The organism is Microcoleus sp. B3-D7 (assembly GCF_036705305.1).
Taxonomy (GTDB): Bacteria; Cyanobacteriota; Cyanobacteriia; order Cyanobacteriales; family Microcoleaceae; genus Microcoleus.
Genome location: NZ_JAUBUE010000034.1, coordinates 36372 through 49784, shown reverse-complemented (window position 1 = coordinate 49784; position 13413 = coordinate 36372). Strand labels below are relative to the sequence as shown.

Here is a 13413-nt window from a genome sequence, read left to right as displayed (position 1 = left end):
TTCTAACACTTGTGTTGTAATTTTTTAGATGGAATTGTGACTAAGTTTAGTTTAGCGTGTTAAGAAGTGCGATCGTTCTAGTAACATGACAGCAGCTTAAGGTATTATGGGCAACGATTTAGAATTACTTTAATACCTTTTTCCAGTTTCTTAATTTCTGCCCGTTGGGCATCAATCCAGGCTCTTTCACTCTCACGTTCTGCGGGTGTCTCTTGCTGATATCGCTCTTGCTTTTCCAGAAAATTATTGTAAAACATCATGGCTTCAACCAAAGCTTGACTTCCTAGTTTTAATCTGTCATCAAAGATTGAATTGATGAAATTATTGCTCGCGGTTGAAACCTGCTTTTCAAAATTTACAACCTGTTCCCAAAAAAGATCACCTAAACGCTGTTTGGTTAAATTATCCAGAGCCGGACTAAGTGCAGATCTCAGTGATTCGGTATTCTCAGGCAAGTAAAATGTCGGCTGCTCAAACTTATTTGCTATCTGACTAAAAGTTAAATTCATCTGATGATTCCACACAGCTTTTGTCTGGTTATCTAAAAGTTTGGCACACTTCGTAATCACTTTTAAGTTAATCGTACTAATGTCTTGATAAACCCTACCCAGGCTCTTCGTAATAATTTGATCTATTTCGCTACAAACAAGATTAACAACGAGGGGAATATCTTTAATAAAATCATCCTTTTCTTTCCAGCCAATTCCTTTTTTTTGTTTCTTTGCTGCATCAATAAACCACTTCTGTCTCACGCGGGCATCAAATATTTGATGCCAATAATCTTGAGATTCAGCGAGCGCCGAACTTTGACATACCTGACCGAGTTCATTAATTCTGAAATGGCAGCCACTCAGTTCCCCAAGCTGTTGCCATATTTCCTGTTTTGAAGCTAGGGTAATCCCAAGTTTGCAAGTCCAAACGTGTTCAGCGTGATCTATATCGTTCCGGCATCCTTGCACAACTTTCTTAAGTCTGGTAGCTGATTCCCTCAATTCGTCAAAGCCAGGCTGGACTGACTTAATCATGGTTGTGGCAGATTCCTTAATCTCTAAGGATTTATAATCATCCGCCGCGACGACTCCCGCTGATTGGGCGATGTTCTGAAATGCTTTCAGGAATTCGTTCATCTAAGTAATTCCACTGTAGACTGACAAAGTTAACCATAATAATATAATATATTATAATATGTAAAAATAATCGCTATTAAGGTGAAAAATATGGTTTTTGTGTTTCCTCCTCACATACAGGCTGGTATCATTTCCGGTACTTATGAAGTCGTGAAGAATAGTGCAGGAGTATTATTGGGAATAGCTAGAGACAGGGCAACAGGTCACTTTGTAGGTGCCGCAATTGGGATGGTTGCCGATCCGTTGTTAGCTATCCCAGACTTTGTGTTAGGTGTAGCGCAAATAGTTCAAACCGATCTGGGTTTTAAAGAAACTTACAAAAGACTAGATGTGATTCAGTATGGCTTAAACTCTCTCTCGGCTAATGCGGGCATTCTGTCAGCATCTACTGCCGTCATTGGTGTCGGCGTGGTGGCGATATGGGCACTGTCAGCCGTTAACCTTCATCAGACCTTAAAAATGAGGGAAGATATTAAGGAATTGAAGCTAACAGTTACACACGGCTTTATTAGTATAGAGGCACTGCTGAAAGACCAGAAAGCAGAAGTTATTGCTGAAATTAAACTGTTAGCGGAAAGCATTAATTTTCAGCAACATCGTTTAATCTTAAGTCAAGCTTATCAGAAATTTGATCAAGCACAGAAACTAATTCAAAATGCTTTGTTGATGGAAGATAAACATACCCGAAATTCTACCTTGACAAGCGCACAACACATTTTAGCTAATGCTTTAGCTGACTATAATAATCCTGACTTATTCAATGGCGCTTGTGCAGTTGGCTATCTTCGTAGAGTTGAATGTGCTTGGGCAATTGAGCAGACAATTTCATTAACTTATCAATTGCTGAACGAGCCTGCATCTGTAAGTAATTCCCTTTCCCACCTCCAAGAAAGAATACGCCAAGACATTTTCATAGTTATTGAGCGCTGCACAAAAGATGAAATTGATTTTATATTTCCAGAAATTACACGAATTTACAATCAGGATCTAGCAGTTTTAAACTATTGGCAAAATCAGGTAGATTGGATGCTAAGTTTATCGGCTGATGAGCGTAAACAATTGGCTAGTTTAAATATGGAAACGACACCAGTTTCAAATACTAATCAAGAAGTTGCTATAGTGGCAGAACCAGAAGAAATTGCGCTCTACGAAAACTTGCAGCAAAAATCCCACTTCAAATCACTACGCGATCAATTGCGATTTTTGATAAAACCTAGCTTGCGTCAACAACATGAATCTTATATCAGTCAGAAAGCAACTACCTCTGGCTATAAAGCTTTAGCCCCCTCAAATTGGCAAGAAGTCAATGATTTAACTGTTGCTAACCTCTACTGGTATTTTCAAGGAAATGATGAATCAGCAAAGCAGACCGCAACAACATAGCCCTAGTTTGTCACTAATCAGCGAGTCGTGCGGCTGGAATTGGGTCGGTGGCTGAAGGTAAATCAACTTGTAGGGTGCGTCAGACGAAATTATAGATTGATGACAAAATAAGGGTTTGGGACTCTGACGCACCCTACTCTATATGCGAGTTGCTACATTAAATTAAAAAATGTGAATTTTAAGTTATTGGCTGAAACCTATTTCGCTTAAAGCGTTTCAGCTAATCTACACCTTACACCACATTCATCTAAATACGATCGAGTACATTCAAATCGAGCATTTACGGCTTTTTGTTAACAACCAAGGTATCCAAGATGCCTTTAAACATTGTTACGACAATTTGGCGATCGTTATCTCTGACAAAAATATCGTAATTGGGACTTGAGTTAATTTCAATCAACCAATATGCTCCGTTTTTATCTAGCGCGATGTCAAGCCCAGCATAATTAATCGCAATTTCAGCAAAAACAGGTTTAACAAAATCTTCAATCTCAGACATGAGACTGGGGTTAATTATATGTTGGGCTTTTGCACCTTCCCAGTGCAGCGGGCTTAAATTGCCCGCAAATTTAGCCTGAGATTTGTCTTTCTCGTACAGCAAAACTAGCTTTTCTTTGCAGAATACAGCCCGATATTCGTGGGCAATTTCGATATATTCTTGAGCTAGGGCTACATAGTCATAATCTTTGTTATTGACGTTAAATATAATTTCTAAGGCTTCTTTAATTTGCTCTCTAGTTTCACACAAAAAAACATTGTTGCCACCAGCACCGCGATTTCTTTTGAGAATAACCGGGAAAGCGAATTTTTTGTTTACTTCTAAAACTATTGATTCAATATCTGGGAAAGTCAAATACTTTTTATACTTCTCCTCGCAGTGAGGCGAGACAAAACCGAGAGTTCTGGGAGTATTTATTTTGCCGTTTAATAGTTGATAGGTATATTCTTTGTCTTTAAAAAGTTCGGCTACTGACGCGCTGTTAAATGGCGTCATGTAATTGACAAAATAATATTCTTCGCCGCCCTGTTTGAGTCTAATCAAGTTTTGGGAAGGATGCAGGATTTCGTAAGGGATATTTAATTCCTCACAAGCTGCCAGCAGGATTTCAATATTGGTTAGCATAAAATGTAACTTAATTAAAAAGTAATTTTAAAGATTTGAGATTTGAGAATCGCTTCCAAATCTCAAACCTCAAATTCGTTAGCGCAGCCCTCGAAGAGGATCGCACTTTTATCCAAACAACCGCTGCTGCCCGTTTGCCGCATCTTTCCCGGCATAAATCTCGCGCGTTCCCTTGGGAATATAAATCCAATCGAATTCTTGCAAGCGGTTTGTCAAATTGGAAATGCTCACTCCCAATTCATCTCTCATTTTGTATAAATGCGACCACTTTGTTAAATCGCGTCCCTGTCTTTTTTCCTCCAAAATACACCGAGGCATCAACAAACAGCTTGCAAAATATTGCGCTTGCCATTCGATCGACAAAACCTTATTATCAGCACTCGCACCCCGACAAACAAACGGTTCCTCGACATCAGACGCCGTTTTTCCTTCATTGCCTAAGTTTAATTCCAACTGTTCCACAGTGCCGTCTGCTTCGTCTTGATTGACGTGTAGCACCCAGTGGCCGATTTCGTGGGCGATCGTCGATTCGATGAAGCCCGGCGGTTTTTCGAGAATCTGTTCGTTGATTTCGATTAACCGCTGCTGTGGCAAAATCCTCGCCGCGATCGCACCTTCTTCATCCGGCTCCATGCACTCCCAAACTACGCCTAAATCCAGAAAATCAGCAACCGTTGTCGCATCAAAAGGCCATCTCGGAGCAAAATTTTGCGTTTTCTGCATCTGCATCAAGATGTCATTTGCCAAACGCTCGATCGTTTCTTTGGGATAGAAGCAATACGGCTTAAAAATACTCACTATGAGGGGCCTCTCTTACGCTTCAAAAGACTGTTTGAGCCAATCTGGATTTTCTTGCATCCGGCGGAAAAGAGCCTGCATTTCCTTCGGATTCTGCTTCAGCAGCGCTTCGTACTGCTGCGGTAGTCTCCCCGCCAAGAAAATCAATTCCTCTTCGTTTATGTCTAGATTTCGCGCTAATGCTCGGATTACGTCCTCTTTGGGCGCATAATCCGCTCGATCGTTCTCCAACTTAGACAAATAAGTAAAATCCACACTTAGCATAGCAGCTAGCTCACGTTGTGAGTAAGCTTTGTCCTTGCGAGCTTGACGGATCAGTCTTCCAAATGTTTGTTCCACGGTTTTTCGCCTCCTGACAAGCATTCTAGCCTGTTTTGATGAAAAGTTCAACAAAATACTTGACGGGAAAATCAACTCGCGCTACCATGAGGTCAGTTGACGGTTTAATCAACCCGCAGAGCCTGACTGGTAGGGTTAAGGGTGCAAACTAGCCTAGCTCATACGCTACATATAGCGTCGTCAACTTTAGAGGAGTGAGAAGCGCTGGGCGTCAAAACGCTTGTACGCAGCAAATAAGGAGGAGCAGATAGCAAATGCTGAGAACCTGGACAGACACGCATTACAAGCTCGAAGACGATGACTGGCTATACATCGCCACCCACGAAGAACAAAGCTCAGCCTCACTGGTTTGTCCCGGCTACGCGCGGGATGGCGAAGGCTTCAGCATCCACTTCACCCCAGCGCACCTAGAAACGTTAGAGCATTTGCTCGCCGCGCTGCGGATTATCAAAGCTCAACAAGAGGCGGTGCTTGAGTATACCTATCCAGAACCAAAAGCGACAACACATCTCATTAGGTAATCGAAGTTCTGCTACGAGCAATGTACGAGATTTAACGGATTACCAACTACCAATTTCCCGTAAAGCAGCAATAAATAACTAAGGAAAAACGAACAATGACTACTAAAACACAAGAAAGACCTACATTTTCAGTATTTGGTGCCAAACCGAGCAATGCTTTGCTAGTACCCGAAATTCCGATCGCAGTACGTAACAATTGCCAGGCCGGCCAGTGGACAATTGGCGATACAGACTACGGTTCCAAGTGTTCCATGACAATCCTCAAATTCTCCAAATTCTTCGGTTCCCTCGGCCAAACTTCCCACACACTGTGGGGTCAACTGTGGTTTGTCGCAGAAAGTGGCGAATTGCCACAAGGAGTTGTCATGGTGACATACATCAAAAACCGCAGCTTGAACGATTTTAACCGCTTGGTAGCATCAGTTCAATCTCGCGGCGTAGAACCTGCAACCGGAATTTTTGTTCCCGAATTTGTCAAGCATTCCGGTCAAAAACCAGACGACAGCGGAGTAGTAAAACCGATCAACTACTACAGCTTGAAATGGTCTTGGATGGAGCGTAAAGACTGGGGAGTCATCGACCAAGCCGCAGCAGTTTTGTCAGATTCTAGCAATCAATCGCGGATGATTGACTTAGAAGGAACAAAAGCTATGGTGTGTTTAGATAACCTGCCGGCGCAGCAAGTGGCCTGCTTGATGGCCGCTCACGCTGGCGCTGAAAGCGATGCTATTGCTTTGAATTCCAACGGCGGTATGTCGCTACCGCCAGCGGAAGACAAATCAACTGCTGACTTGTTCTAATTCTGTTGTAAAGGCGCGATTAAATCGCGCCTTTACCATAACTGTTACAACGCATAGTGAAATGAAGAAATTAACGAATCTAAAAACCCAACCCAACCTCCAAGAAAGCCGTTTGAAAGAGAATCTTGAGCTGCTAGACCAAATTCGGGCAGACGCAGTTAATGACATCGAAAGTCTCACCGAAGACTTCCAACACATGACTTTAGTTGCCGAATCTGTCCAGCGGAATTACCGAGCTTTGTTAGCCGAAAATCAATTGCTAAAAGGCACACTTTTAAGTATAATTGATGAGTGCGGCTGCGGGCAAGGAAATCGGTGCGATCGCTGCTGGAAAATTCTCAAAATTCTAGGTATTGCCAATCCCGAAGAAAAACCCGACGCAGCCAGAAAGTACCGTTCCCTTCTCAGCCAACTCCGCAACTTAGAATAACTGAGAAAGTCTCACTCAAAAGTGTCAAAAAGTTATAATCAGGAGAAGCAAACATTATGACAATAGCAACTGCCAAGGATAGCAAAGCCCAAATTTTGCAAAACTTTCAGCAGATTTTAGCAGACAAAAAAAAGATCGAATCTAAAGTCGAAACCAAAGAACAGTCAGCCGAAAAAGCCAAAAAAAAACAACTCCTCGAAGTCGCCTCCACCTACACAATTGACAGCATCGTCAAAGGCTTAGCAGACTTACAATTAGATTTTGGCAGCATCACCAGCGGACTTTCCGAAAAACTGAAGGCGGAATCTTCAAAATTAGACGAATTAAAACGCGCGATCGAAATTGAAGCGGCACAATTGCAAGAGTTGCAGCAAATCAGAGTTGTAGCAGACGCCCTCCACATTTTAACTCAAGAGCACCGAGAAAAATTGACCCTGCTGGAACAAAACGCTGCGAACCAACGCGAACTTATCGAAAAAGACACCACCCAAAAACGCAAAATTTGGGAAAAAGGACAGCAAGAATTTGATGCAGCAGTTCAAGAAGAAACTGCACACATAACTAAAAAGCGTCAGGAAGAAACAGCCGATTACCAATACGAATTAGAACGCACCCGCAAAATCGAAACCGACGAATACGAAGAAACGAAGCGCAAACTAGAACGGGACTTGCAAGAATCTACCCGCGAAAAAGAAAAAAATTGGGGGGAACGGGAAAAAGTCCTCAGCGACAATCAAGCGGAGTTTGAAGAGAATCAAAGAAAAGTCGCCGGATTTGAAGAAGAACTCAAACAGGCTTATGTCAAAGCCAAAGAAGAAGCAATTCAAGAAGTTTCCCGCGAAGCTAAAGTCAAGGCAGATTTAGTGGATAAAGAATGGGAAGGAAGCAAGCAGGGATATGAATTGAAAGTGCAATCTCTACAGCAGACAATTGAGCGACAAACCGAACAAATCGCCGAAATCTCTGCACAATTGCAAGCGACGATGAAGCAAGCGCAAGACTTGGCACTGAAAGCTTTTGCTACCAAAGCTTAAGGTTTGTAGCTCAATTTTGGATAATAATCGGCGGTTGAAACCGCTCCTTGTCAAACAAAGTCCGCCGATGCGGACTAACAAAGTTAGGAGATGAAAGCGATGGCGAGAATGAATGACAAAAATACGAAGGCTGAAATATTAGAAGCTTATAAACAGTTGGAACAGGAAAAAAATGCACTGGATTTGCAACTGAAGCAGCTTAATAACGATAAATCTGCCAATATTTATCAATCAGAAATCGCAGTCAAAGAACTAGCAATAGCGGAAGCAAGAAAAGCAATGGCTTTAACTGAAAGCAAACAAAAAATGCAGGGGACGATCGACAATTTAATCTTACTGCAATTTGGCTTCGGTGCCGCTGTCAGCGAACTGTCGGAAAAACTGACAACAGAAGCGTCTAAACTGGGGGAATTGCAGCGAACTGTTGGCGACGAAATCCAACAACTGCAAGAGTTGCATAGTTTAGAAGATGTTGCAGAAGATACGCTGGACAATTTAATCCAACAATACGAAGAAAGCGCCAAAACATTTAGTGCGGAACTCAGCGAACAGCGCGAAACTGTTGAACAGGAATTGTTGGAACGCCGGCAAGCTTGGGAAAAAGAGCAGGAACTGCAAAAGTTGGCCGTTAAAGAACGCAATGAGAACCACCAAAAAGCTCGCCAGCGGGATGAAGAGCTGTATGCTTACGATTTGAATCTTCAGCGAAATCTGGACATCGAGGAATACCAACAGCGCCAGAAAAGGCTGTATCAAGAAATCGAAGAGTTTCAGCAAGAACAGGAGAAACAGTGGGCGGAACGCGAGAAATATATTTCGGAACGGGAAAAACTTTATGCTGAGGTTAAAGCTAAGGTAGAAGCTTTCCCGAAAGAACTGGAAGCTAATATCAAGAACGGGAAAGATAACGGCCGCAATATTGGCAATTACCAAGCTAAAGTTAAGGCTGATTTGTCTGCTAAAGATATCGAAGGGCAAAAGCAAAATTATGAGCTGCAAATTCAAGGGATGTTGCAGACAATTCAAAATCAAGATGCGCGCCTTGCTAGCTTGTCGAAACAACTGGATTCTGCTTTGAAACAGGTTCAAGATTTGGCGGTGAAGGCGATTGAAGGAGCATCGAATTTGAGTTCTTTGCAAGCAGTCAGGGAAATTGCGATCGAACAAGCGAAGACTCAGCAGAAAAATAAGTAGATCAGACTCGGCGGTTGAAACTGGGGCTACACCAACGAAGTAGATAAGAGTCGGCGGTTGAAACCGCTGCATAGAGTCAAACTCTCGTTAGCGGAGGTGGACTGGGAGAAGTAGGGTGCGCCTCGGCGCACCTTACGCTATTTTGAGAAAAAACAAGCTTTCGTTAGTGGAGTTTTCAAACTGTCCACTCGCTGCGCGCCTTCCTTGAGGCTCAAACCCTATCTACAGCGTTGAAATATTTAGTAAAAAGCCCGATCGCACTGTTCACTTATCGAAACTGTCCCCTGCTCTCCTGACCGCTTCACTCACGCTATCTATTCTTTAAGTTAATCAACCAAAAGATATATTGGACTTAGAGGCACTATGCAGAAACAAATCATACGCCAAAAAGATACTAATGCTTGGATACTTCAGTGCTGGCTTTCTTTTATTCTTGCCCTTTCCGCCACTACTGTAGGTATCATTTATTTACAGGTAGACCCCTGGCAAAAAGCTTTTATGGGTATGGGTTTAACTTTTTCAGTCGGCTCGTCTTTTACTTTAGCAAAAACCATTCGGGATAACAACGAGGCATCAACATTAACTGCCCGAATTGACGAAGCTAGAGTTGAGAAAATTCTCGCAGAGCACCATCCTCTCAAATAAATTTGACTATACAATGTATACAAAAAACAGCCCGCGCGGGCTGTTTTTGTTGTTTGAGCCACAGGTTTCAAGCTGCGGATGGGAATTGGGGATTTCAATGGCTACCTTTGAACTTACGATCGCGCAACTTATTCTTTTGTCGCTGGCGAATACCGGCCTTAACTGTCGCCATATCCACCGGAAAACCAACGACAGGCATCACCTGATCCTTGCGTTCTTCTTCCAGATTCTTGAGTTCGGTGTAATCAACCCAGTGAATGCAATTCACCGGACAAGTGTCGATCGCCTCAGCAATCAACTCTTCAGAATCCCCGTCTTGTCGAACTACGCGCGATCGACCGTAATCCGGTTCAATATAAAAAGTATTGCGAGCAACGTGAGCGCAGTGCTTGCAGCCAATGCAGGTAATCTCATCAACATAGACACCTTTTTGGCGCAGCACACCGCCCAATTCCGGTTCCAAACCAGAGCGATCGGGCGCATCCCGCAAAAATCCTCCCAACTCCGGCTCTAAACCAGAGCGATCGCTTGCTGTATCTATTCCGAGTCCAGAAAGCTCAGACATTTAGACCCCCACAAGAGTAAATAAGTCCGCGAAAGCGGACTTTGATGAGACAAGATTGCAAAAATCTCGAAAAATTTTTAAGCGCACCAGCGTTGCACCACCAAGCGGATCGAACCGTCTTGATTTTGCTTTTGCTCAGAAATTTGGAAACCCTGCTTAGCGCTTTCATTCACCACAGTATGGTAAGCGTAGCGCTGAGTCACCTTATTCAGAAAACGGTCTACAGACCAAGCTTGCTGCCAAAACTGCAAGTCAGCCACTAATTCATACTCAGTCCCGTTCCAGCTAAAACCTACGTCGTAGCCGTTTTTTTGCTCAATCACGACCTCAGCGGTGCTGGTGAGGCCGCGATAGCCGCGCACCTCTGTCGGGCCCGACTTCCAGTCGATACCCAAGTCAGTTAAAGCAGCTTCCAAAGAATTCAAATTGCGGATCTGGGTCTTAATTTGGCTAAAATGTGACATGGTGGTTCCAAAAAAACTTAAGTGAACTCAACAAAAAAATTACCAATCGCTAAAAGCCACTTGGGCCGTCGCTTCGGCTGACTGATGCAGCGCTTGCGTGAAATATTCAGATGTTGACTCTTGGTGAAGCACCACGCCGAGCTGAGCTTCAATTGCAGCCGTTACCTCAGCACAGGAAGCACCGACAATGCCGGTGACCGTTTCCTGTACGCGGCCATCTGGATAGATCACAAACTCTAGTGTTTCCATAATGCGGGCTGACTGAATAGGAATATTGAGAACAGACACCGACACCAGCAAGCCAGGGACGATGCCTCCTGAAGTAGCTTCTTGAGAGTTGGCTGACTGACAAAGCGCTATATCAATTTTGACGAATTGATAGGTTTTGAGTCACAACTTAACAGAACTTATTAATAGGTAGAAGCAATACATCAGTTGTATGTAAAGTTTCGCGTAGATCGTGACAGCAGTCAAGTCATACATGAGTCGCGAATATTAGCAACGGCTATTTGGGATTGATCCTCGGGGAGGGAGGATGGAGCCCGAGATAGTAGGCCGAGGGTAAAGTGCCGTGTGCTTCGCCCTACAGATAGTAAGCTATTGGGCATCTAAATTTTATTTTTCGGGCGGGCGGGACACCCCACAAGAATTCTATCGGAAGTGACGGTAAAACTTAGATGGGTCGGGGCTTATCTGTTCGTAAGTTTCGTAAACGTAAAATACGGTCGCGCGTTAGATACCCAAATTCTTAAAAAAGTCTGGGTTCTGGGTCTTCTGTTTTTCCTGCAGGATTACTTATCAATTAGCGCAAATTAAATAATCATGAATTATCAAATATAATAGTCTAAAATCGATCGAATTACGCAGGATTATCTAAGCAAGAGAGAAAAACTGGCTTTAACGATCGGAGTAGTTGAGCAAGGGCATCATTACATCAAAGGATTTGGCAAGCTCAGCGACACCGTTTCTGCTATTCCTAATGCTGGTAAAATTTACGAAATCGCATCTGTAACTAAACTATTTACAGGAACTGTTCTGGCGAAATTAGTGAATGATGGCACTGTCGATCTACACGCTCCGATTCGTCTCTATTTGCCCCTAGAAGTCATCAACCAGGTAAATCCTGCCGTCCAATCTATCACCCTGCAACAGTTAGCAACCCATACCTCTAGACTACCCAGTTTACCAGACAGTTTCCTGGAAGAAATTCAATATCCCAGCAATCCTTACCTTGACTACACGGCGCCGGAAATGTATGCAGATTTAGCAGAAATCACGCTGCTGAGCGAACCCGGTCAAAGCTACGAATACTCTAACTTTGGCATGGGCTTGTTAGGACGAGATCGATTGCTGAAACCCTTGCTCTGATTACCTCTGCCCTGCCTCCTGCCTCCTGCTATAGCTATCCTCTCGAATTACGGTGATGCAGCAAAGGATGATTTCTCGGTGGATGAAATGGGGATAACGATATTAATGGAACTAGCTTCGCAGTAGCGCCAGCTAATACATCCAGGAATTATACAAAAAATAGTTTAATGCGTTACCGATAGGGGTTAAGGTGCGTAATGCACAGCCTACAGTATTAGTTTGTGAGTAAGTCCTATTACCATAAAATCCTAATTACTATTCTCTAAGATAAAGAGTATTCCAATTGATTGATAATTGTTGCCGCAACCGTAACCGTTCTTTTAAGCAACCTGTGCCATGACCTGTCGCAGCGGAATCTGTACGACAAACTCAGTGCCCTTCTCCAGAGTGGAATCACACTCAATCTTGCCGCCGTGTTTTTCAGTAACGATTTGATGACTGATCGACAGTCCCAAGCCAGTGCCTTTGCCCACGGGTTTGGTGGTGAAGAACGGATCGAATAGTTTAGAGCGAATGAGTTCCGGGATACCGACTCCATTATCGGCAATGCTAATCGCGATCGAGTTACCACTACCGATCGAGGTGCTGATGGTAATAGTAGGTTGTTGGTTATCCCTGACACCTGATGTCTGCAAGGCATCGATCGCATTACTGAGGATATTCATGAATACCTGGTTGAGTTGACTGGGGTGGCATTCGACCTCCGGTAATTGCCCGTAGTTTTTGATGACTTGGATGGCAGGAAAATCGGGTCTGGCTTTCAGACGGTGTTGCAAAATCAACAGAGTGCTGTCTATACCTGCATGGATATCAACGGGTTTGCAGTCCGCTTCATCAAGGCGGGAGAAGTTGCACAGGGAGAGCACGAGTTGGCGAATCCGATCGCTCCCCATTTTCATCGAACCCAGCATCTTCCAAAAATCCTCTTGCAAAAATTCCAGATCCAGGTATTCTGCCCGCTCTCGGATTTCTGCTACCGGATTGGGATAGTGCTTTTGGTACAGTTGCACCAAATCCAGCAGCTCCTGAGTGTATTCTTTGACATAGTTCAGGTTGCCTTGAATGAAATTCACCGGGTTGTTGATTTCGTGTGCCACTCCCGCCACCAATTGGGCTAGGGCAGACATTTTTTCACCTTGCACTAGATGCACTTGGGCTTGCTTGAAACTTTCTAAAGCTTGGTTGAGTTCGTTGGTGCGCTGTTCCATAATCCGGGTGGCATTCCGCAGTTGGAGATGCACCCGAATCCGTGCCAAGACTTCTTCATGCTGAATCGGCTTGGTGATGTAGTCTACAGCACCCAGGCTCAGCCCTTTGACCTGATCCACCGAGTCGGAGAGGGCGGTCATGAAAATAACTGGAATATCGCGAGTGGCCGGATTAGCTTTGAGACGCTGACAGGTTTCAAAGCCATCGATCCCTGGCATCATCACATCCAGCAAAATCAAATTTGGCTCAGACGATTGCACTCGTTGCAGGGCAGTTTCACCATTTTTGGCGATCGCCACCCGGTAGCCCTGTTCGCTCAACACATCAAACAATACTTGCAGATTGGTTGGAGTATCATCTACGACTAAGATCGTGTTTTCTTGAGAGATAGAAGAGACTGACATTAGCAAACT

The 13413-nt window shown here is 43.7% G+C and carries 16 protein-coding genes; 8 read left to right on the top strand and 8 right to left on the bottom strand.

The genetic code is table 11. The features are described from left to right. Positions 1 to 104 precede the first annotated feature (104 nt). On the bottom strand, positions 105 to 1025 hold the full coding sequence (locus QUB25_RS20925) for a hypothetical protein (protein ID WP_333185646.1): 921 nt from the start codon (positions 1023 to 1025) through the stop codon (positions 105 to 107). 192 nt (positions 1026 to 1217) lie between these two features. Between QUB25_RS20925 and QUB25_RS20920 the strand changes: the two genes are divergently transcribed. Beyond that, on the top strand, positions 1218 to 2510 hold the full coding sequence (locus QUB25_RS20920; protein WP_333185672.1) for a hypothetical protein: 1293 nt from the start codon (positions 1218 to 1220) through the stop codon (positions 2508 to 2510). 280 nt (positions 2511 to 2790) lie between these two features. On the opposite strand, the gene QUB25_RS20915 is transcribed toward QUB25_RS20920, so the two are convergent. The 3 genes from QUB25_RS20915 to QUB25_RS20905 all read right to left on the bottom strand — a co-directional run bounded on the left by QUB25_RS20915 (position 2791) and on the right by QUB25_RS20905 (position 4770). Further along, positions 2791 to 3633 carry a YheC/YheD family protein gene (locus QUB25_RS20915; RefSeq protein ID WP_333185644.1) on the bottom strand — a complete coding sequence of 281 codons (843 nt, stop codon included), beginning with the start codon at positions 3631 to 3633 and terminating at the stop codon, positions 2791 to 2793. A gap of 108 nt (positions 3634 to 3741) precedes the next feature. Then, entirely contained in the window at positions 3742 to 4431 is a 690-nt protein-coding gene (locus QUB25_RS20910) for an ImmA/IrrE family metallo-endopeptidase (protein ID WP_333185642.1), read from the bottom strand. 15 nt (positions 4432 to 4446) lie between these two features. After that, positions 4447 to 4770 carry a helix-turn-helix domain-containing protein gene (locus QUB25_RS20905; protein WP_172189318.1) on the bottom strand — a complete coding sequence of 108 codons (324 nt, stop codon included), beginning with the start codon at positions 4768 to 4770 and terminating at the stop codon, positions 4447 to 4449. Between the two features lie 254 nt (positions 4771 to 5024). Between QUB25_RS20905 and QUB25_RS20900 the strand changes: the two genes are divergently transcribed. The 6 genes from QUB25_RS20900 (at position 5025) to QUB25_RS20875 (ending at position 9394) form a co-directional block, all read left to right on the top strand. Then, entirely contained in the window at positions 5025 to 5291 is a 267-nt protein-coding gene (locus tag QUB25_RS20900) for a hypothetical protein (protein WP_190662273.1), read from the top strand. Positions 5292 to 5386: 95 nt separating this feature from the next. Then, positions 5387 to 6091, top strand: a complete 705-nt coding sequence (locus QUB25_RS20895; protein WP_333185640.1) for a hypothetical protein — start codon at positions 5387 to 5389, stop codon at positions 6089 to 6091. A 61-nt stretch (positions 6092 to 6152) separates the two neighbouring features. Beyond that, positions 6153 to 6521, top strand: coding sequence for a hypothetical protein (locus tag QUB25_RS20890; RefSeq protein WP_333185638.1), 369 nt, complete (start codon positions 6153 to 6155; stop codon positions 6519 to 6521). A gap of 56 nt (positions 6522 to 6577) precedes the next feature. After that, complete coding sequence (locus QUB25_RS20885) at positions 6578 to 7555, top strand: hypothetical protein (RefSeq protein WP_333185636.1); 978 nt, start codon at positions 6578 to 6580, stop codon at positions 7553 to 7555. A 99-nt stretch (positions 7556 to 7654) separates the two neighbouring features. Next, positions 7655 to 8749: a hypothetical protein gene (locus QUB25_RS20880; RefSeq protein WP_333185634.1), complete on the top strand. Its 1095-nt coding sequence runs from the start codon at positions 7655 to 7657 to the stop codon at positions 8747 to 8749. A 363-nt stretch (positions 8750 to 9112) separates the two neighbouring features. Further along, entirely contained in the window at positions 9113 to 9394 is a 282-nt protein-coding gene (locus QUB25_RS20875) for a YiaA/YiaB family inner membrane protein (protein WP_006634893.1), read from the top strand. Positions 9395 to 9488: 94 nt separating this feature from the next. On the opposite strand, the gene QUB25_RS20870 is transcribed toward QUB25_RS20875, so the two are convergent. From QUB25_RS20870 to QUB25_RS20860, 3 genes are all read right to left on the bottom strand, one after another. After that, the gene (locus QUB25_RS20870; RefSeq protein WP_006634894.1) at positions 9489 to 9959 is read right to left on the bottom strand and encodes a ferredoxin; all 471 of its coding nucleotides are present in this window, start codon (positions 9957 to 9959) and stop codon (positions 9489 to 9491) included. A 77-nt stretch (positions 9960 to 10036) separates the two neighbouring features. Continuing rightward, entirely contained in the window at positions 10037 to 10423 is a 387-nt protein-coding gene (locus QUB25_RS20865; RefSeq protein ID WP_006634895.1) for a DUF1257 domain-containing protein, read from the bottom strand. Positions 10424 to 10462: 39 nt separating this feature from the next. Then, entirely contained in the window at positions 10463 to 10672 is a 210-nt protein-coding gene (locus QUB25_RS20860; RefSeq protein WP_015176940.1) for a DUF2997 domain-containing protein, read from the bottom strand. Between the two features lie 600 nt (positions 10673 to 11272). Between QUB25_RS20860 and QUB25_RS20855 the strand changes: the two genes are divergently transcribed. Then, positions 11273 to 11791, top strand: a complete 519-nt coding sequence (locus tag QUB25_RS20855; protein WP_333185671.1) for a serine hydrolase domain-containing protein — start codon at positions 11273 to 11275, stop codon at positions 11789 to 11791. A gap of 320 nt (positions 11792 to 12111) precedes the next feature. Here QUB25_RS20855 and QUB25_RS20850 read toward each other — a convergent pair whose 3' ends face one another. Continuing rightward, positions 12112 to 13404: a response regulator gene (locus QUB25_RS20850; protein ID WP_333185631.1), complete on the bottom strand. Its 1293-nt coding sequence runs from the start codon at positions 13402 to 13404 to the stop codon at positions 12112 to 12114. Positions 13405 to 13413 lie beyond the last annotated feature (9 nt).